The organism is Isoptericola sp. NPDC019571 (genome assembly GCF_044389385.1).
Classification (GTDB): domain Bacteria; phylum Actinomycetota; class Actinomycetes; order Actinomycetales; family Cellulomonadaceae; genus Isoptericola; species Isoptericola nanjingensis.
Genome location: NZ_JBIRXZ010000007.1, coordinates 222,690 through 242,150 on the forward strand (window position 1 = coordinate 222,690; position 19,461 = coordinate 242,150).

At 74.0% G+C, this 19,461-nt stretch carries 19 protein-coding genes; 13 read left to right on the forward strand and 6 right to left on the reverse strand.

Annotation, left to right across the window (positions count from 1 at the left end; translation table 11 throughout):
- The first annotated feature begins 56 nt into the window (after nt 1-56).
- From tpiA to ACH443_RS14300, 4 genes are all read left to right on the forward strand, one after another.
- Complete coding sequence (gene tpiA / locus ACH443_RS14285; RefSeq protein ID WP_430590699.1) at nt 57-824, forward strand: triose-phosphate isomerase; 768 nt, start codon at nt 57-59, stop codon at nt 822-824.
- 195 nt (nt 825-1,019) lie between these two features.
- Nucleotides 1,020-1,262 (forward strand): preprotein translocase subunit SecG, encoded by a 243-nt coding sequence (secG, locus tag ACH443_RS14290; protein ID WP_380326827.1) that lies wholly within the window; start codon nt 1,020-1,022, stop codon nt 1,260-1,262.
- 137 nt (nt 1,263-1,399) lie between these two features.
- Nucleotides 1,400-1,765, forward strand: a complete 366-nt coding sequence (locus ACH443_RS14295) for an RNA polymerase-binding protein RbpA (RefSeq protein WP_429763408.1) — start codon at nt 1,400-1,402, stop codon at nt 1,763-1,765.
- A 66-nt stretch (nt 1,766-1,831) separates the two neighbouring features.
- Nucleotides 1,832-2,728, forward strand: coding sequence for a phenylalanine 4-monooxygenase (locus tag ACH443_RS14300; RefSeq protein WP_430556171.1), 897 nt, complete (start codon nt 1,832-1,834; stop codon nt 2,726-2,728).
- Between the two features lie 4 nt (nt 2,729-2,732).
- On the opposite strand, the gene pgl is transcribed toward ACH443_RS14300, so the two are convergent.
- From pgl to tkt, 5 genes are all read right to left on the reverse strand, one after another.
- Nucleotides 2,733-3,521 (reverse strand): 6-phosphogluconolactonase, encoded by a 789-nt coding sequence (gene pgl, locus ACH443_RS14305; protein WP_430590680.1) that lies wholly within the window; start codon nt 3,519-3,521, stop codon nt 2,733-2,735.
- Nucleotides 3,518-4,468, reverse strand: a complete 951-nt coding sequence (gene opcA, locus ACH443_RS14310) for a glucose-6-phosphate dehydrogenase assembly protein OpcA (protein WP_430556173.1) — start codon at nt 4,466-4,468, stop codon at nt 3,518-3,520. Before opcA ends, pgl begins: the two co-directional genes overlap by 4 nt.
- 97 nt (nt 4,469-4,565) lie before the next feature.
- Nucleotides 4,566-6,107: a glucose-6-phosphate dehydrogenase gene (gene zwf / locus ACH443_RS14315; protein ID WP_429763413.1), complete on the reverse strand. Its 1,542-nt coding sequence runs from the start codon at nt 6,105-6,107 to the stop codon at nt 4,566-4,568.
- A gap of 78 nt (nt 6,108-6,185) precedes the next feature.
- Nucleotides 6,186-7,304 carry a transaldolase gene (gene tal / locus ACH443_RS14320; protein ID WP_429763414.1) on the reverse strand — a complete coding sequence of 373 codons (1,119 nt, stop codon included), beginning with the start codon at nt 7,302-7,304 and terminating at the stop codon, nt 6,186-6,188.
- A 100-nt stretch (nt 7,305-7,404) separates the two neighbouring features.
- Complete coding sequence (tkt, locus tag ACH443_RS14325) at nt 7,405-9,540, reverse strand: transketolase (protein WP_430590681.1); 2,136 nt, start codon at nt 9,538-9,540, stop codon at nt 7,405-7,407.
- Nucleotides 9,541-10,132: 592 nt separating this feature from the next.
- Here tkt and ACH443_RS14330 point away from each other — a divergent pair.
- The 5 genes from ACH443_RS14330 (at nt 10,133) to ACH443_RS14350 (ending at nt 14,779) form a co-directional block, all read left to right on the forward strand.
- Nucleotides 10,133-10,984 carry a heme o synthase gene (locus ACH443_RS14330; protein WP_430590700.1) on the forward strand — a complete coding sequence of 284 codons (852 nt, stop codon included), beginning with the start codon at nt 10,133-10,135 and terminating at the stop codon, nt 10,982-10,984.
- 56 nt (nt 10,985-11,040) lie between these two features.
- A complete protein-coding gene (locus tag ACH443_RS14335; RefSeq protein ID WP_430590682.1) occupies nt 11,041-12,039 on the forward strand; it encodes a site-specific tyrosine recombinase XerD in 999 nt (332 codons plus the stop codon).
- 127 nt (nt 12,040-12,166) lie between these two features.
- A complete protein-coding gene (locus tag ACH443_RS14340; RefSeq protein WP_429729163.1) occupies nt 12,167-13,135 on the forward strand; it encodes a ParA family protein in 969 nt (322 codons plus the stop codon).
- Nucleotides 13,128-14,099: a segregation and condensation protein A gene (locus tag ACH443_RS14345; protein ID WP_429763790.1), complete on the forward strand. Its 972-nt coding sequence runs from the start codon at nt 13,128-13,130 to the stop codon at nt 14,097-14,099. Before ACH443_RS14340 ends, ACH443_RS14345 begins: the two co-directional genes overlap by 8 nt.
- Nucleotides 14,096-14,779 (forward strand): SMC-Scp complex subunit ScpB, encoded by a 684-nt coding sequence (locus ACH443_RS14350; RefSeq protein WP_430590683.1) that lies wholly within the window; start codon nt 14,096-14,098, stop codon nt 14,777-14,779. The genes ACH443_RS14345 and ACH443_RS14350 overlap by 4 nt, the downstream gene beginning before the upstream one ends.
- Nucleotides 14,780-14,781: 2 nt before the next feature.
- Here ACH443_RS14350 and ACH443_RS14355 read toward each other — a convergent pair whose 3' ends face one another.
- The gene (locus tag ACH443_RS14355) at nt 14,782-15,204 is read right to left on the reverse strand and encodes an organic hydroperoxide resistance protein (protein ID WP_429763419.1); all 423 of its coding nucleotides are present in this window, start codon (nt 15,202-15,204) and stop codon (nt 14,782-14,784) included.
- 134 nt (nt 15,205-15,338) lie between these two features.
- Here ACH443_RS14355 and ACH443_RS14360 point away from each other — a divergent pair, with 134 nt between their 5' ends.
- The 4 genes from ACH443_RS14360 (at nt 15,339) to der (ending at nt 19,412) form a co-directional block, all read left to right on the forward strand.
- Entirely contained in the window at nt 15,339-15,959 is a 621-nt protein-coding gene (locus ACH443_RS14360) for a TetR/AcrR family transcriptional regulator (RefSeq protein ID WP_430590684.1), read from the forward strand.
- Nucleotides 15,960-16,039: 80 nt separating this feature from the next.
- Nucleotides 16,040-16,903, forward strand: a complete 864-nt coding sequence (locus tag ACH443_RS14365) for a pseudouridine synthase (RefSeq protein WP_430590685.1) — start codon at nt 16,040-16,042, stop codon at nt 16,901-16,903.
- Between the two features lie 140 nt (nt 16,904-17,043).
- A complete protein-coding gene (gene cmk, locus ACH443_RS14370; RefSeq protein ID WP_430556178.1) occupies nt 17,044-17,736 on the forward strand; it encodes a (d)CMP kinase in 693 nt (230 codons plus the stop codon).
- Nucleotides 17,737-17,828: 92 nt separating this feature from the next.
- Entirely contained in the window at nt 17,829-19,412 is a 1,584-nt protein-coding gene (der, locus tag ACH443_RS14375; protein WP_430556179.1) for a ribosome biogenesis GTPase Der, read from the forward strand.
- The last annotated feature ends 49 nt before the right edge of the window (nt 19,413-19,461 follow it).

Consider the following 19,461-nt stretch of genomic DNA (forward strand, 5'->3'; position numbering starts at 1 on the left):
CCCACCCAGCACGAGAGAACGAGGAGCCCATCGTGGCCACCACCCGCACGCCCCTGATGGCGGGCAACTGGAAGATGAACCTGGACCACACCGAGGCGATCGCCGCGGTGCAGAAGCTCGCGTGGACGCTCAAGGACGCGAAGCACGACTACGAGGCCGTCGAGGTCGCCGTCCTGGCGCCGTTCACGGACCTGCGCTCGGTGCAGACCCTCGTGGACGCCGACAAGCTCGACGTGCGCTACGGCGCGCAGGACCTGTCGACGCACGCGTCGGGCGCCTACACGGGCGAGGTCTCGGGCCCGATGCTGGCACGCCTGGGCTGCACCTACGTGGCGGTCGGTCACTCCGAGCGTCGCGAGTACCACGCCGAGGACGACGCGCTGGTGAACGCCAAGGTGCGCGCCGCCTTCGAGCACGGCCTCGTGCCCATCCTGTGCGTCGGGGAGGGCCTGGACGTGCGCAAGGCCGGCGAGCAGGTCTCGTACACCCTCGCGCAGGTCGACGCTGCGCTGGCCGACGTGCCGGCGGAGCAGGCCGCGCAGGTCGTCATCGCCTACGAGCCCGTGTGGGCGATCGGCACCGGCGAGGTCGCGACCCCGGAGGACGCGCAGGAGGTCTGCGGCGCGATCCGTGGCCGTCTCGCGGAGCTGTACGACGCGGAGCTCGCCGCGGGCGTGCGCGTGCTGTACGGCGGGTCGGTGAAGTCGGGCAACGTCGCGCAGATCATGGCCCAGCCCGACGTCGACGGCGCGCTGGTCGGTGGCGCGAGCCTCGACCCGGTCGAGTTCGCGAAGATCGCGCGCTACCAGTCGCACGTCGCCTGACGCGACACCTCTACGGCGGGCCCGGACCCGCCCGACGGACGCCTCCCGGGATCGTCACCCGATGGAAACATCGGTGTTCGCCTCGAGAGGCGTCCGTCACTTACTCTTGACCCGGCCGGGACGACGTCCTGGTCGGGTGACGAACAGAAGCCCGCCCCGCGGGACGGACGACGAACGAGGACTGCCGAGGACACCGTGGACGTTTTGCAGATCATCCTTCAGGTTCTCCTGGTGATCACCAGCGCCTTCCTGACCCTGCTCATCCTGATGCACAAGGGCAAGGGCGGCGGTCTGTCCGACATGTTCGGCGGGGGCATCTCGAGCGCCGCCGGGAGCTCCGGCGTCGCGGAGCGCAACCTCAACCGGATCACGGTGAGCTTCGCGCTCGTCTGGTTCGTCGTGATCGTGCTGCTGGGCCTCATCACGAAGGTGAGCTGAGCCGGCACGACCGCGACCGTCGCCGGCCCCGGGCCGGTGAGGGGGGCACCAGGACCGGGCCCGAGCCCGGTCCGACGGTTTCACGAAGATCGTCCGTGGGCGTACGCCCACTGAGTCGAAGGTGAGGACGACAGGACGTGGCTACTGCCGGTCATGCGATCAGGGGCTCGCGCGTCGGCGCGGGTCCGCTGGGAGAGTCCGAGCGCGGCGAGGCGGCACCCCGGATGCGGGTCTCGTACTGGTGCGCGAACGGGCACGAGACGACGCCGAGCTTCTCGGCGAACGAGGACGTCGAGCCTCCGGAGTTCTGGGACTGCCCGCGCTGCGGCTTCCCCGCCGGGCTGGACGCGGCCAACCCGCCGGAGCCGGTGCGGAACGAGCCGTACAAGACGCACCTCGCGTACGTGAAGGAACGGCGCTCCGAGGAGGACGGCGCCGCGCTCCTCGAGGAGGCGCTCGCGACGCTGCGAGCGCGTCGGACGGGGCTGCGCCGGGCGAGCTGACGGAGCAGGGTCGGGCTCCGACCCGAGGGGTGTCCACCTGTCGAGACGGTGGCGTAGTCTGGCCGCATGTTCGAGGAAGGACAGCTCTACGCCCCCGTCACCGAGGACGAGCACGGCGTCACGGTGCACCTCACGGACGACCACCCCGGCGCGAACGACCCGGAGTACCGGCGCCGCCGGGAGGTCATCGCCGGCCCCGCGCTGCGCTGGTCGCCGGGCGACCCCGTGCCCCGCGTCGAGTACACGGACGGGGAGAACGAGATCTGGCGCACCGTGTGCGCCGAGCTCGCCCCCAAGCACGAGCGCCTGGCGATCCGCGGATACCTCGAGGGCAAGGAATCCCTGGGCCTGCCGACCGACCGGGTGCCGCAGCTCGACGAGGTGAGCGCCGGCCTGGAGCCGCTCAGCGGCTTCCGCCTGCACCCGGCCGCAGGACTGGTGCCGCTGGACCAGTTCTACGGCTCGCTCGCCGACGGCGTCTTCCACTCCACGCAGTACCTGCGACACGGGTCGCAGCCCTTGTACACCCCCGAGCCGGACATCATCCACGAGGTCGTCGGGCACGGGAACCTGCTCGCGAACCCGGCGATCGCCGACGTGAAGCGACGGGCGGGCGAGGCCGCGCGGCGTTGCGAGACGGCCGAGGGCCTGCAGTTCGTGGCGGACGTCTTCTGGTTCACCATCGAGTTCGGGGTGATGTACGAGGACGGCGAGCTGCGGGCGTACGGCGCGGGCCTGCTGTCGTCGTACGGCGAGATCGAGGAGTTCCGCGGCGCCACGATCCTGCCGCTCGACTTCTACTCGATGGGCACCGTGGAGTACGACATCTCGCACTACCAGCCCACCCTGTTCGCGTGCGACGGGATGAGCGAGCTCACCGAGCGGGTGGGGGAGTTCTTCGCCGAGTTCGACGACGAGACGCCCGCCCGCCTGCTCGCCGACCGGCACCGGTCGGCGAGCTAGCAGGTCAGGCGGCCGGGCTAGCCGCGGCCGCGTCGAGCAGCCACAGCGTGCGCTCGGTGCCGCGGGCCCCGGCCGCCGGGACGTCGGTCACCGCTCCGCCCGCGAGGGCGGCGGCGGCCTGGGCCGCCTTCTCCGCTCCGGCCGCGACCACCCACACCTCGCGCGCCCGCCGCAGGGCGTCGAACGTGAGCGAGACGCGCTCCGGCGGCGGCTTGGGGGAGCCGTGCACCCCGACCGTCGCCCCGCGTGCCTCGAGACCGTCGTGCCCGGGGAACAACGAGGCGACGTGCCCGTCCGGCCCCATGCCGAGCAGCAGCACGTCGAACTCCGGGACGGCCGCCTCCTCCGCGTCGGACGCGCGCGCCGGGGCGAACGGCGCGAGCTCGGCCGCGTAGGCCGCGGCCGCCTGCTCCGGCGTCTCGACGGGGTCGCCGTCGACCACCGAGCCGCGCGCCGGCATGGCGTGCACGTGGTCGGCGGGCAGGCCGGAACCCGCGACCAGCGCGTCCACGAGGGCGGCGCGGGCCTGGGTCTCGTTGCGGTCCGGGTCGCCGTCGGGCAGGAACCGCTCGTCGCCCCACCACAGGTGCACCCCGGACCAGTCCACGGCCGTGCGCAGCGGGCTCGCGGCCACGGCCTCGAGCGTCTTGATGCCCACGGTGCCGCCCGTCAGCACCGCGTGCACGGGGGTGCGGACCGACTGGACGTCGAGCAGGCGGGTGAGCAGCCGGGCCGCGGCGGCCTCCGCGAGGACGGCGGGGTCGGGGTGGACGACGACGAGCGGCGCGCTCACGCCGTGACCTTCGCCGACGCCCGGACGGTCTCGACACGCTCGAGGCCCTTGGTGAGCACCTCGCCGTAGAGCTCGTCGGGGTCGAGGCGCCGGAGCTCCTCGATGAGGGCCTCGCTCAGCGCGCGGATCGGGAGCGCCATGCGGCGCTCCGGCTTCTCGGGCTGCGTGATCGACACGACGCGGCCGTCGGGGCGGTCGAGCACGATCGGCCCGCTCTTGCGCTCCAGGGTCACGCGGGTGATCGCGTCGTCGCTGTCCGTGCGCACGACCGTGGCAGGGCAGCGCAGGCGCTGGCCGAGCCAGGCGGCGAGCAGGTCGAGCGACGTGTGCTGCTCCTGGCCCTCGACGGTCACCGCGGTGACGGGCTCGAACGGGGGCTGCTCCACCGCCGCCGCGATGAGCCCGCGCCACAGGGTGACGCGCGCCCACGCGAGGTCGGTGTCCCCGGGGCTGAACGCGCCCGACAGGCGGTGCAGCATCGCGACCGGGTCGGCCGCCGTCGTCGTGTCGGTGATGCGGCGCTGCGCCATCGCGCCCATCGGGTCCGCGGACGGGGCGTCCGGGCCGCCGGTGGGCCACCAGACGACGATCGGGGCGTCCGGCAGCAGCAGGGGCATGACGAGCGTGTCGGGGTGGTCGAGCATGGGCCCGCCGGCGCGCAGCACCACGACCTCCGAGGCGCCGGCGTCGCCGCCGACGCGGATCTCGGCGTCGAGCCGGGGGGCGGAGCGGTCGCGCTGCGCCAGCGGGGCGACGACGACGACCCGGCACGGGTGCTCGTGGCTGGCCTGGTTGGCCGCCCGCACCGAGTCCTCGATGTCGGCCTCCTCCGCGACGACGACGAGGGTGAGCACCCGGCCGAGCGCCACCGCGCCGCCCTCGTCGCGCAGGTGGGCGAGCCGCTTGCCGACCGCGTTCGTGGTCGTGTCCGGCATGTCGATGATCATCGGGGCTCTCCTCTGTGGAAGCGGCACGGCTGGATGCGGCACGGGTGAGTCCGGCTCGCCGCGGCGCGGGGGGCGTCGTCCGGGGTGGGGGCGCTCGTCACGGGCGCCGCCACGAGCGGCCGTCGCGGGCCATCATCTTGTCGGCGGACTCCGGCCCCCAGGTGCCCGAGGCGTACTGCTCCGGCTTGCCCTTGCCCGCCCAGTACGCGGTCACCGGGTCGAGGATCTTCCAGGAGAGCTCGACCTCCTCGCGCGTCGGGAAGAGCGGCGGGTCGCCGAGGAGGACGTCGAGGATGAGGCGCTCGTAGGCCTCGGGGGACGACTCGGTGAACGAGTGGCCGTAGCCGAAGTCCATCGTGACGTCGCGGACCTCCATCGCGGTGCCGGGCACCTTCGCGCCGAACCGGAGGGTGACGCCCTCGTCGGGCTGCACGCGGATGACCAGAGCGTTGTTGCCCAGGTCGGACGTGAGGGAGGACTCGAACGGCAGGTGCGGCGCCTTCTTGAAGACGACCGCCACCTCGGTGACGCGGCGGCCCAGGCGCTTGCCCGTGCGCAGGTAGAAGGGCACGCCCGCCCAGCGCCGGTTGTCGATCTCGAGCTTCACCGCGGCGAACGTCTCGGTCGTGGAGTCGGGGTTGAAGCCCTCCTCCTCGAGAAACCCGACGACCTTCTCGCCGCCCTGCCACCCGGAGGCGTACTGGCCGCGGGCGGTGTGGCGCCCGAGGTCGCGGGGGAGCCGCACCGAGGAGAGCGCCTTGATCTTCTCGGCGCGGAGGGCCTCGGCGTCGAAGTTGACCGGCTCCTCCATGGCGACGAGCGCCAGGAGCTGCAGCAGGTGGTTCTGGATCACGTCGCGCGCGGCGCCGATGCCGTCGTAGTAGCTCGCGCGCCCGCCGATGCCGATGTCCTCGGCCATCGTGATCTGGACGTGGTCGACGTAGTTGCTGTTCCACAGCGGCTCGAACATCTGATTCGCGAACCGCAGGGCGAGGAGGTTCTGGACCGTCTCCTTGCCGAGGTAGTGGTCGATGCGGAAGACCGACTCCGGGTCGAAGACCTGGGAGACGACGGCGTCGAGCTCGCGCGCGCTCTCGAGGTCGTGACCGAACGGCTTCTCGATGACGACGCGGCGCCACGCGTCCGGGGACGACTTGGAGAGCCCCGACTCGGACAGCTGCCGGCACACGATCGGGAACGCGCTGGGCGGCACGGACAGGTAGAACGCGTGGTTGCCGCCCGTGCCGCGCTCGGCGTCGAGCTGCTCGACGGTCTGGCGCAGACGCTCGAACGCCTCGTCGTCGTCGAACGACCCCTGCACGAAGCGGATGCCCTCGGCGAGCTGGCGCCAGGTGGCCTCGCGGAACGGCGTGCGGGCGTGCTCCTTGACCGCGTCGTGCACGACCTGGGCGAAGTCCTCGTCCTCCCAGTCGCGGCGGGCGAAGCCCGTCAGCGCGAAGCCGGGCGGCAGCAGGCCGCGGTTCGCCAGGTCGTAGACGGCGGGCATGAGCTTCTTGCGGGACAGGTCGCCGGTGACCCCGAAGATCACCAGGCCGCTGGGGCCGGCGATGCGGGGGAGCCGCAGGTCGAGGGGGTCGCGCAGGGGGTTGTGCTCGGCGGTGATCTTGGCCGGTCTCACGAGGTGGGCACCGTTCTTCGTCGTGCGGGCGGGAGGTGGTGCGGACCCGGGGGCGCCGTGGCGCCCCCGGGGGAGTGCTCAGGCGCTCTGGGCCTTCAGCCCGGCGGACGCGGTGTCCAGGAGCTCGGTCCAGGAGTCCTCGAACTTGCGGACGCCGTCCGTCTCGAGGTGGTCGGTGACCTCGACGAGGGAGACGCCGAGCGACTCGATGGTCTCGATCGTGCGACGCGCCGCGCCCGCGGTGCCGCGGACCGTGTCGCCCGCGACGACGCCGTGGTCGGCGAACGCCTGCAGGGTCGGCTCGGGCATCGTGTTCACGACGCCGTCCGTGACCAGCTCGGAGACGTACAGGGTGTCCGAGTACTCCGGGTTCTTCACGCCGGTGGACGCCCACAGCGGCCGCTGCGGGTGCGCGCCGGAGGCCGCGAGCGAGCGCCACTGGTCCGTGCCGACGAACTGCTCGTAGGCCTCGAACGCGAGGCGGGCGTTCGCGACGGCGGCCTGCCCGCGCAGGTCGAGCGCCTCGGGCGTCCCGATCTTCTCCAGGGCGGCGTCCACCGAGGAGTCGACCCGGGAGACGAAGAACGAGGCCACCGACCCGATCGGGCCGAGGTCGATGCCGTCGGCGCGGGCCTGCTCGAGGCCGATCGCGAACGCCTCCATCACGGAGCGGTAGCGCTCGATCGAGAAGATCAGGGTGACGTTGACGCTGATGCCCTGCGCGAGGGTCCGGGAGATCGCGTCCAGGCCGGGCACGGTCGCCGGGATCTTGATGAACACGTTCGGGCGGTCGACCGTGCGCCACAGCCGCTCCGCCACGACCACCGTCTTGTCGGCGTCGTACGCGAGGCGGGGGTCGACCTCGATCGACACGCGGCCGTCCACGCCGTCGGTGGCGTCGTAGAGCGGGCGCAGCAGGTCCGCGGCGGCGCGCACGTCGTCGGTCGTGATGGTCTCGACCGCGGCGTCCACGTCCGAGCCGGCGAGCTCGGCCAGCTGGGCGTCGTAGGCGTCGCCGCTGGACAGCGCCTTGGCGAAGATCGTCGGGTTCGTCGTCACCCCGACGACGCCCCGCTCGGCCACGAGGGCCGCCAGGTTGCCGCTGCGCAGGCGCTCCCGCGACAGGTCGTCGAGCCAGATGGACACCCCGGCGCCGGTCAGGTCGGTGATCGGTGCGGGGACGGTGCTCTGCGTCATCGGACGTCCTTCCAGGTCGGAAGCCCCTGCGCGGGAAGTCTCGACAGGGGCCGGGTGGGGCGCCGCGGGGCGACGCCCCACCCTGGGAATCTACGAGCGCTCAGGCGGCGTCGCCAGCGCCGCGCACGGCGGCGAGCGACTCGCGGGCGGCGGCCGCGACGGCCTCCGCCGTGATGCCGAACTCCCGGTACAGCGTCTGGTAGTCGGCCGACGCGCCGTAGTGCTCGAGCGAGACGCTGCGGCCGGCGTCGCCGACCACCTCGCGCCAGCCCTGCGCGACGCCCGCCTCGACGGACACGCGGGCCTTCACCGCGGACGGCAGCACGGACTCGCGGTACGCGGCGTCCTGCTTGTCGAACCACTCACGGCTCGGCATCGACACGACGCGGGCGGCGATCCCCTCGGCGGCGAGCTGCTCGCGCGCCTGCACGGCGAGCTGCACCTCGGAGCCGGTGCCGACGAGGACGACGTCGGGCGTGCCGGTCTCGTCGTTCGTGGCGTCGACCAGCGTGTAGCCGCCCTTGAGCGTGCCCTCGGCTCCGGCGAAGCCGTCGGTGCCGCGCGGGAACGTCGGGACGTTCTGGCGGGTGAGCACGATGCCGGCGGGGTTGGCCGTGTTCTCGAGGATGCCGCGCCAGGCCCACGCCGTCTCGTTCGCGTCGGCGGGGCGCACGACGTCGAGGCCGGGGATGGCCCGCAGCGCCGCGAGGTGCTCGACCGGCTGGTGCGTCGGGCCGTCCTCGCCGAGGCCGATCGAGTCGTGCGTCCACACGAACGTCGTCGGGATCTCCATGAGGGCCGCGAGGCGGACCGAGGCCCGCATGTAGTCGGCGAACTGGAGGAACGTGCCGCCGTACGGGCGGGTGAGGCCGTGCAGCACGATGCCGTTGAGGATCGCGCCCATGCCGTGCTCGCGGATCCCGAAGTGCAGGGTGCGCCCGTAGGGGTTGCCCGGGAACTTCTTGGTCGCGTGCTCGACGGGGATGAACGACGGCTCGCCGTCCATCGTGGTGTTGTTCGAGCCGGCGAGGTCGGCGGAGCCGCCCCACAGCTCGGGCAGCACGTCCTTGAGGGCGGTGAGGACCTTGCCGGACGCGGCGCGCGTCGCGACGCCCTTCTCGGAGGCCTCGAAGACGGGCAGCTCGTCGGTCCAGCCGGCGGGCAGCTCGTGGGACACCAGGCGGTCCAGCAGTGCCGCGCGCTCCGGGGCGGCCGTGCGCCACGCGTCGTACGACCGGTCCCACGCGGCGCGCTGGTCGGCCTGCCGCTCGGCGACGGCGCGGGTGTACGAGAGGACCTCGTCGTCGACGGCGAAGGTCGCCTCGGGGTCGAGGCCGAGGGCGACCTTGAGGCCGGCGACCTCGTCGGCGCCCATCGCGGAGCCGTGGATGCCGCCGGTGTTCTGCTTGGTGGGCGACGGCCAGCCGATGATGGTGCGCAGCGCGATGAACGACGGGCGGTCGGTCTCCGCCTTCGCGGCCGCGATGGCCGCGGCGAGCGCGTCGACGTCCTCGGCGTAGCCGGTGCCGCCCTGCGTCCAGTCCACCCGCTGGGTGTGCCAGCCGTACGCGGCGTAGCGCGCGAGGGTGTCCTCCGTGAACGCGATGTCGGTGTCGTCCTCGATGGAGATCTTGTTGTCGTCCCAGATCACCACGAGGTTGCCGAGCTTCTGCGTGCCGGCGAGCGACGACGCCTCGGACGTCACGCCCTCCTGCAGGTCGCCGTCGGAGGCGATGACGTACACGTGGTGGTCGAACGGCGACTCGCCGGGCGCGGCGTCGGGGTCGAGCAGGCCCCGCTCGCGGCGGGCCGCGAACGCCATGCCGACCGCGGACGCGAGGCCCTGGCCGAGCGGGCCGGTCGTGATCTCGACGCCGGGGGTGTGGCGGTACTCGGGGTGGCCCGGGGTCTGCGAGCCCCAGGTGCGCAGCGCCTCGAGGTCGTCCAGCTCCATGCCGTAGCCGGAGAGGAACAGCTGCAGGTACAGCGTGAGCGACGAGTGGCCCGCGGAGAGGACGAACCGGTCACGACCGACCCAGTGGGGGTCGGACGGGTCGTGCCGCATCGTCTTGCCGAACAGCAGGTACGCGGCAGGGGCGAGGGAGATCGCCGTGCCGGGGTGGCCGTTGCCGACCTTCTCGACGGCGTCGGCCGCCAGCGCCTTGATGGTCTTCACCGCGCGGTCGTCGAGCGAGCTCCACTCGAGCGGGGCGACGACGGGGTCGAACGCGTTCACAGATGTGCCTCTTTCCTGCCCGGAGCGAGCCCCGGGTGATTGCTGCTGCTCTGCCGGTACGGGGCGCCGTCGCGTCGGACGCCGCACGGGGTCCTCGAGGCGACGGCGGGGGCACGGCGTCGAGGGGCCGACCGGGGTGGGCGGCCCGCTGTTCACCGTTGTGCAGCACCACCCTAGCGCCGAGCATTCCCGGCACGCCCGTCCCGGCACGGTTCGTCCCACCAGGTGAGCCGGGCGCCGTGCGCGCCGGAGGATGTCCGGGGAGATGACGTCCGCGCGGGCATTTCTCACAGCCGGGAGGCCGTCGCCCGGGCCGCCGCGACGCTGACCTCGGCGTACGATGAGGCGGCGACCGTCCCACGTCGCCCGAGCTCCCCGGACCCCCAGCCGAGAACGGACAAGCACGCGCGTGAGCACCACGAGCACCACGACGTCCCACCCCCAGGCGCCGACCCGCGCGGCCGCGCGCGCCGAGCGGGAGCGTGCCGATGCGGACCGGGCGGACCGCCGCGGAGCGGACGCGGAGCAGGGCGGGGGCGCGAGCGGGGCGCCGGGCACCGGCTGGCGGGACCGCCTCGGGGCGTACGTCGCGCTGACGAAGCCGCGCATCATCGAGCTGCTGCTCGTCACGACGCTGCCCACGATGATCCTCGCGCAGGGCGGCCTGCCCTCGCTGGGGCTGGTCCTGCTCACCCTCGTCGGCGGCACGCTGGCCGCCGCGTCCGCGAACGTCTTCAACTGCTACCTGGACCGCGACATCGACCAGGTGATGAACCGCACCAAGCGGCGCCCGCTGGCCACGGGGGAGATCACGCCCCGGGCGGCCCTGGTGTTCGCCACGGTGCTCGGCGTCGTGTCGCTGCTGTGGTTCGCCCTGCTGGTCAACGTCCCGGCGGCGTGGCTGACCTTCGCGGCCATCGCGATCTACGTGGTCGGCTACACGATGATCCTCAAGCGCCGCACGCCGCAGAACATCGTGTGGGGCGGGATCGCCGGCTGCATGCCCGTGTTCATCGGCTGGGCCGCGGTGACCGGGTCGCTGAGCTGGGCCGCCGTGGCGCTCTTCGGCGTGATCTTCTTCTGGACGCCGCCGCACTACTGGCCGCTGTCCGTGAAGTTCAAGAAGGACTACGCGAACGCCGGCGTCCCGATGCTGCCGGTCGTGGCCACGGACCGCCGCGTCGCGGTCGAGATGGTCGCGCACACCGCCGCGATGATCGCCTGCTCCCTCGCGCTGATCCCGCTCGCCGGGATGTCGTGGTTCTACGCGGCCGTCGCGGTGGCCTCGGGCGGCTGGTTCCTCTGGCTCGTGATCGCGATGCTCCGCCGCGCGGGCCACCCCGAGCGGGGCAAGCTCGGCGCGATGAAGGTCTTCCACGGCTCGATCACGTACCTCACGGTGCTGTTCATCGCCGTCGCCGTCGACGTCTTCCTGCCCTTCTGACGCTTCCAGGGGCCCGGGCAGCCGTGGCCGTCGCCGCCTCGGGGCATGATGTCCGGGTGCCCGACCTCTCGTCCGCCCCGCCCCTCCCGCCCGCGCTGGCGGCCGCGCTGCAGGACTACCTCGCGCACCTCGGCGTCGAGCGCGGGCTGTCGGCCAACACCGTCGCGGCCTACCGCCGGGACCTGGGCCGCTACGCGCGCCACCTGCACACGACGGGGCGGCCCGGGCTCGACGACGTGGGCGAGCGGGACGTCGAGGAGTACGTCGTGGTGGTCCGGCAGGGATCGGACGGCGGCGCGCCGCTGTCGCCGTCGTCCACGGCCCGCGCGCTGGCCGCGGTGCGCGGCTGGCACCGGTTCGCGCACGCCGAGGGCACGACGAGCGCCGACCCCGCCTCCCAGGTGCACGCCCCGAGCGCGCTGCGCCGGCTGCCGCACGCGCTGTCGGTCGACGAGGTCGCCAGCCTGCTCGACGCGGCCGGCACCGGGGACGGCCCGGTGCCGCTGCGCGACCGCGCCCTGCTCGAGCTGCTGTACTCCACCGGCGGACGCATCAGCGAGGTGGTCGGCCTCGACGTCGACGACGTCGACGGGCTGCTCGACGACGGCGGGCACGACGGCGGGCAGGACGGTGTGCCGCGCGCAGGGTCCGTCCGGCTGCGCGGCAAGGGGGACAAGGAGCGCGTGGTGCCCGTCGGCTCGTACGCGAGGGCCGCGCTGGAGGCGTACCTGGTGCGTGCCAGGGCGCCCCTCGCGTCGGCGGGCCGCGGCACGCCCGCGCTGTTCCTCAACACCCGCGGCGCGCGCCTGTCGCGGCAGAGCGCCTGGTCCGTGCTGCAGGCCGCGGCGGAACGCGCCGGCCTGACGCAGCACGTGTCGCCGCACACGCTGCGGCACTCGTTCGCCACCCACCTGCTCGCCGGCGGCGCCGACGTCCGCGTGGTCCAGGAGCTGCTGGGGCACGCCTCGGTGACGACCACGCAGATCTACACGATGGTGACGCGCGACGCGCTGCGCGAGGTGTACGCCGCGGCGCACCCCCGCGCCCTCGGCTGAACGTCCGTCACGACTCCGGCACGCTCGGTGCGGCTCGGTGCGGCTCGGTGCGGCTCGGCGCGGCGGAGCTCCCGGAAGGGCGGCGCGCCCGGCGTGCCGCCCGGACCCCAGGAGGCCCTGAGGTAGCGTGACGCAGGTGAGCGAGGGACTCGGGAGCGACACCATGACGCAGACGACCACGAGCGACGCCTCACCGGCCGCGGCCACCGCGACCAGCCCCGCCCCGGGCAGTCCGGCCGGCGGGCTCGAGGAGCCGCGTACCGACGTCGTCGGGCGGCCGCTGCCCGACTTCCGCGACCCGGCGCCGCTGGCGTCCCACGGGCCCGCGCGCATCGTCGCGATGTGCAACCAGAAGGGCGGGGTCGGCAAGACCACCACGACGATCAACCTGGGCGCCGCGCTGGCCGAGTACGGCCGCCGCGTCCTGCTCGTTGACTTCGACCCGCAGGGCGCCGCCTCGGTGGGGGTGGGCGTCAGCCCGCACGACCTCGACCTCAGCGTCTACAACCTGCTCATGGAGCGCGACGTCAGCTTCACCGACGTGCTGCAGCCCACGAACATCGAGGGCATGGACGTGCTGCCCGCGAACATCGACCTGTCGGCCGCGGAGGTCCAGCTCGTCGGCGAGGTGGCCCGCGAGTCGGTCCTCGCCCGCGCGCTGCGGCCTGCCCTCGACGACTACGACGTGATCCTCGTGGACTGCCAGCCGTCGCTCGGCCTGCTCACGGTCAACGCCCTCACCGCCGCGCACGGCGTGCTCATCCCGCTGGAGTGCGAGTTCTTCGCTCTGCGCGGCGTGGCCCTGCTCGTGGAGACGATCGAGAAGGTGCGCGACCGGCTCAACCCGGCCCTGGAGATCGACGGCATCCTCCCGACGATGTACGACTCGCGCACCCTGCACTCCCGCGAGGTCGTGGCGCGCGTGCACGAGGCGTTCGGGGACACGCTGCTGCACACGGTCATCGGGCGCACGGTGAAGTTCCCGGACGCGTCGGTGGCGGCCGAGCCGATCACCAACTACGCGCCGACCCACGCCGGGGCGGCCGCGTACCGGCAGCTCGCTCGGGAGCTCGTCGCCCGTGGTGACGCTGCCTGACGTCGCCCCGGAGCAGGGGGAGGCGGTCGACGCCGTCGACGGCTCCGACGCCCGGCCGGGGTTCGAGGTGCACCTCGACAACTTCACCGGCCCGTTCGACCTGCTGCTGTCGCTGATCGCGAAGCACGAGCTCGACGTCACCGAGGTGGCGCTCGCGGCCGTGACGGACGAGTTCGTCGCGCACATCCGCGAGGCCGAGGCCGCGTCCCGCGAGGCGACGGCCCGCGGCGAGGAGCACCCGTCGTGGGACCTCGGGACGGCGAGCGAGTTCCTCGTCGTCGCGGCCACCCTGCTGGACCTCAAGGCCGCGCGGCTGCTGCCGGGCGTCGTCGAGGAGGACGCCGAGGACCTGGAGCTGCTCGAGGCCCGCGACCTGCTGTTCGCCCGGCTGCTGCAGTACCGCGCGTACAAGGAGGTCTCCGGCCTCCTCGCCGAGCGGCTGGAGACCGAGGGGCGCCGGGTGCCGCGTTCGGTGCCGCTCGAGCCGCACCTCACGGCGCTGCTGCCGGAGCTGGTGTGGACCCTCGACGGCGCGCGTCTCGCCGAGCTGGCGGCCCGGGCCCTGGAGCCCAAGCCCCCGCCCGTCGTCGGGCTCGATCACCTGCACGCCTCCACCGTGAGCGTGCGGGAGCAGGCGGGCGTGGTGGCGCGCCGGCTGCGGCGCGAGCACGTCGCGACCTTTCGCGCGCTCGTCGCGGGGGAGGAGCGGCTCGTGGCCGTCGCGAGGTTCCTCGCCCTGCTGGAGCTGTTCCGCTCCGGCCGGGTGGCGTTCGAGCAGGCCACGGCGCTCGGCGAGCTGACCGTGCGGTGGACGGCGGACGACGGCGGCGACCACGGCCCGGACGAGGAGGACGACGGCGAGCTCGCGGCGGGCTTCGAGGAGTTCGACGGGACGCCCGGGCAGGACGAGGGGACCGGGGGGCCCGCCGCGGGCGCCGCCGGCGTGACGGAGGTCGTGGCATGACGCAGCAGACGGACGAGCAGACGGAGGCCGCCGAGCCGGAGCCGGCGGCCGCGCCCGAGCCGGTCGTCGACGTCGACTCCCTGCCGGGCGGGCTGGCGGCGGCGCTGGAGGCGGTCCTCATGGTCGCGGAGTCGCCGGTGGCGGTCGAGCGGCTCGCGGCCGGTGTCGCGCGGCCCGTGCCGGAGGTCGCCGAGGTGCTCGAGGAGCTGGCCGCGGAGTACCGCGGCGAGACGGGCGGGCGCCCGCGCGGCTTCGAGCTCCGCGAGGGCGCGGAGGGGTGGCGCGTCTACTCGGCGCGTGCCCAGGCCGACGTCGTCGGCGCCTTCGTGCTCGAGGGCCAGTCGTCCCGCCTCAGCCAGGCGGCCCTGGAGACGCTCGCCGTCATCGCGTACCGCCAGCCCGTCACCCGCGGGCAGGTCTCGGCGGTGCGCGGGGTGAGCGTCGACGGCGTGGTGCGGACCCTGCTGGCCCGCGGTCTGATCGCCGAGACGGGCCAGGACCCGATGACCGGCGCCGTGCTGTTCGGCACGACGGGTGAGTTCCTCGATCGGATGGGCTGGTCGTCGCTCGAGGAGCTGCCGCCCCTGGCGCCGCACCTGCCGGACGTCGCCGAGGCGATCGCCCTGGACCCGTCCTCGGCCCTCCGTCGCGGCCTGGCGGAGGACGGGCCCGACGCCTGAGGTCAGGCGACCGTCGCGTCGACCGTGACGTCGACGTTGCCCCGCGTGGCGTTCGAGTACGGGCACACCTGGTGCGCGGCGGCGACGAGCGCGTCGGCGGTCGCCTGGTCGACGCCGCCGAGCTCGGCGTGCAGCGCGACCGCCAGCCCGAAGCCGCCCTCGGGCGTCGGGTGCAGGGAGACCTCGGCCACGACGGCGGAGTCGCTCACGGTGGCCTTCTCCCGCCGTGCGACGAGCTTCAGCGCGGAGTGGAAGCAGGCGGCGTACCCCGCGGCGAAGAGCTGTTCGGGGTTCGTGGCGCCGCCCGCGCCGCCCATCTCCTTGGGGATCGCGAGGTCGACGTCGAGAAGTCCGTCGTCGGACCGCGACCGGCCGTCCCGTCCGTCTCCGGTGGCGGTCGCGACCGCCGTGTAGAGCGCGCTCATGCTGGTCCTCCTGGGTCGGATACCTAGTAGAGTTACTAGTTCGTCTACTAGACCACGCGACGCCGGTCGTCGCAAGCACCCCGGATCGCGTCGTGAGCCCCCCGGGGCAGGTCTCGACGTGAGAGGTTGGTGCGATGGGAACCAGGACGGCGGCCTCGCCCCCGGAGCGGCCGGCGGGGCGCGGGCGGGTGCGTGAGCGGATCCTCGAGGAGGGGAGCCGGCTGTTCTACGCGGACGGCGTCCGCGCCGTGAGCGCCGACAAGGTGATCGCCGCGGCGGGCGTGTCCAAGGTCACGTTCTACCGTCACTTCCCGACGAAGGACGACCTCGCCGTCGCCTACCTCGAGGCGATCGCGGACGAGGAGCGCGCGCTGCTCGAGCGGCTCCGCGAGGACCACGCCGGCGACCCGGCGGCGACCCTCGCCGCCCTCGCCGAGGCCCTGGGCGCCGTGGCCGGCAGCGCGCAGTTCCGCGGCTGCGCCTTCGTGAACGCCGGGGCCGAGTACGCGGACGCGACGCACCCGGTGCGCCGGATCGTCGCCGGCCACCGTGCCCGGTACGCGGGCTTCTTCGCCGACGTCGCGCGGGACGCGGGCGCCGACGACCCGCAGGCAGTGGCGGCCGAGCTGATGATGCTGCGCGACGGGGCCATGGTGTGCGGCGACGTGGACGACGCCCGCGCGGTCGCGCCCCGCCTCGCCTCGGCCTTCGCGGCGGTGCTCGCCGCCCACCGGGGGGCCGCGGCCGGCGCCTGAGGGCCGTGCCGGCGCACCGGCGCAGGGCGTGGTGCGGCGTCGTCGAGCAGGACCGGCCCGACCTGAGAGAATCGGGCACCATGAGCACCGAACGCCGCGGCGGGAGCCGCCGCACCAGCCATCCCCAGGGTCCCGCCGCGCGGCGCACGCAGCGCCAGGCCCCGCCCCGCCGTCCGGCGCCGCGCTCCGGCGAGCCGGACCGCGACGTGCACGTCGCGGACGGCGTCCGGCTGCAGAAGGTGCTCGCCCAGGCGGGCCTGGGGTCGCGCCGCAAGTGCGAGGAGCTCATCGCCGAGGGGCACGTCGAGGTCGACGGCGTCCTGGTCACCGAGCTCGGGCTGCGCGTCGACCCGGCGAAGGCCGTCGTGCACGTCGACGGCATGCGCGTGCAGCTCGACACCTCGAAGATCACCCTCGCGCTGAACAAGCCGCTCGGCGTGGTCTCCACGATGAGCGACCCCGAGGGCCGCCCCACTCTCGCCGACCTGGTCAAGGACCGGCCGGAGCGGCTGTTCCACGTCGGCCGGCTCGACGCCGACAGCGAGGGCCTGCTGCTCCTCACGAACGACGGCGAGCTCGCGAACCGGCTCGCCCACCCGCGGTACGAGATCCGCAAGACGTACCTCGTCACCGTGACGGGCGGCGAGTTCTACCCCCGCCACGCCAAGCAGCTCACCGACGGTGTCGAGCTCGAGGACGGCCTCGCCCGCGCCGACAAGGTGCGCGTGGTGGACTCCGTGCCCGGCGAGACGATGCTCGAGGTGGTGCTGCACGAGGGCCGCAACCGGATCGTGCGTCGCATGCTCGACGCCGTCGGGTTCCCGGTCACGCGCCTCGTCCGCACCCGCATCGGCCCGATCGTGCTGGGCGACCTGCGGGTCGGGCGCTCGCGGGTGCTCGGGCGCACCGAGCTCGGCACCCTCATGCGCGACGTCGACATGTGACGTCGTCGCACCCCGTCCAGCAGTCCCCGCAGCCCCCGCAGCCCCCGCAAGACCCCCCGCAGCCCCCCGCAGCCCCCCGCAGTCCCCGAAGTCCCGTAGTCCCGCGCGACACCCCGCGCGACAACAGAAGGTGAGCACTCGTGGTCGTCATCGCCGTCGACGGTCCCTCCGGGTCCGGCAAGTCCAGCGTCTCCAAGGCGGTGGCGGCCCGGCTGGGGCTCGCCTACCTCGACACCGGCGCGATGTACCGGGCCGCGACGCTGTGGTGCGTCGACGGCGGCACCGACCTCGCCGACCAGGCGGCGGTGGCCGACGCCGTGCGCGCCATGCCGCTCGAGATGGGGGTGGACCCGGCTGCCCCGACCGTCCGCCTGGGCGGTCGCGACGTCGCCGCGGCGATCCGCACCACCGAGGTCTCCACGGCCGTCTCGCAGGTGGCCACCAACCTCGACGTGCGCGCCGAGCTCCGGCGCCGGCAGCGCGCCGTGATCGAGACCGAGAGCGCTCCGGGCGGTTTCTCGGGCGGCAAGGGCGTCGTCGCGGAAGGGCGCGACATCACGACCGTCGTCGCCCCCGACGCGGACGCCCGCGTGCTGCTCACCGCGAGCGAGGAGGCCCGGCTGCGCCGCCGCTCGCTCGAGGTGCACGGCGCGGCCGACGAGTCGGCCGTCGAGGCGACGCGCGACCAGGTGCTGCGCCGCGACCGCGACGACTCCACCGTCAGCCAGTTCCAGGTCGCGGCCGACGGCGTCGTCACCGTCGACTCGTCCGACCTCGACTTCGACCAGACGGTCGACGCCGTCCTCGCGGTCGTCGCGCAGGTCACCGCCTGACCCGCCACCCGGCGCGTGCGCGCGGCACCGTCCGGACCCGGTGACGCGGGTCTCGTTCGTGACAGGCCGCTCGGCCTGGGAGAATGGTGCGCATGACCACTCCCGCCGACGGCTCCGTGCCCGCTGCCGAGCCCACCGACGAGCCCACCGCCCCGCCTGCGCCCGGCGTCGCCGCGGCGCCCGCGGACCATGCGGACACCGAGGGCCGTGACGCCGTGGCGGAGGTCCTCGAGTCCGACGGCGACGACGAGGCGCGCGAGCGCGCGCTGCGCGCCGGCCTGGAGGACTTCGAGCTCGACGAGGCCGACCGAGCGCTGCTGGACGCCGAGTGGGACGAGGAGGGCTTCGGCCCCGGCGAGGCGCCGCTGCCGGTGCTCGCCGTCGTCGGCCGCCCGAACGTCGGCAAGTCGACGCTCGTCAACCGCATCCTCGGCCGCCGCGAGGCCGTCGTGGAGGACACCCCGGGCGTCACCCGCGACCGGGTGAGCTACCCCGGCGAGTGGGCCGGCCGCGAGTTCACCCTCGTGGACACGGGCGGCTGGGAGGTCGACGTCGCGGGCATCGAGTCGAAGGTCGCCGAGCAGGCGGAGGTCGCCGTCGAGCTGGCCGACGCCGTCATCTTCGTCGTCGACTCCACCGTGGGCGCGACGTCGACGGACGAGCGCGTCGTGGAGCTGCTGCGCCGTTCGGGCAAGCCGGTCGTGCTGTGCGCCAACAAGGTCGACGGGCCGTCGGGCGAGGCGGACGCCGCCTACCTCTGGGCCCTCGGCCTCGGCGAGCCGCACCCGGTCTCCGCGCTGCACGGGCGCGGCACCGGGGACCTGCTGGACGCCGCGATGAAGGTGCTGCCCGAGGTCTCCGAGCACGGGGAGCTGCGGCCCGCCGGCCCGCGCCGCGTCGCCCTCGTCGGGCGCCCGAACGTCGGCAAGTCGTCGCTGCTGAACAAGATCGCCGGCGCCGAGCGCGTCGTCGTCGACGAGACCGCGGGCACCACCCGCGACCCGGTCGACGAGCTCGTCGAGATCAAGGGCGTGCCCTACTGGTTCGTCGACACCGCGGGCATCCGCCGCCGCGTGCACCAGACGCGCGGCGCCGACTTCTACGCCTCGCTGCGCACCCAGGCCGCGATCGAGAAGGCCGAGGTCGCCGTCGTGCTCGTCGACGCCTCGCAGCCGATGACCGAGCAGGACACGCGCGTCATCTCGCAGGCCGTCGACGCGGGCCGGGCGCTCGTCATCGCGTACAACAAGTGGGACCTCATGGACGACGACCGTCGCCCGTACCTCGAGCGCGAGATCGAGCGGGACCTGGTGCAGGTGCAGTGGGCGCCGCGCGTCAACGTCTCGGCCCGCACGGGCTGGCACACCGACAAGCTGACGCGCGCGCTCGAGACGTCGCTCGAGTCGTGGGACACCCGCATCCCGACCGGGCGCCTCAACGCGTTCCTCGGCGAGCTCGTGGCCGCCCACCCGCACCCGCTGCGCGGCGGCAAGCAGCCGCGCATCCTGTTCGGCACCCAGGCCTCGACGCGCCCGCCGCGGTTCGTCATCTTCGCCACCGGGTTCCTCGAGGCCGGGTACCGACGCTTCATCGAGCGCCGCCTGCGCGAGACCTTCGGGTTCGAGGGGTCGCCCATCGAGATCAGCGTCCGCGTGCGGGAGAAGCGGCGGCGCTGACGCGCCGGTGAGCCGCCGACGAGTCGCTGATGAGCAGCTGACGAGCCGC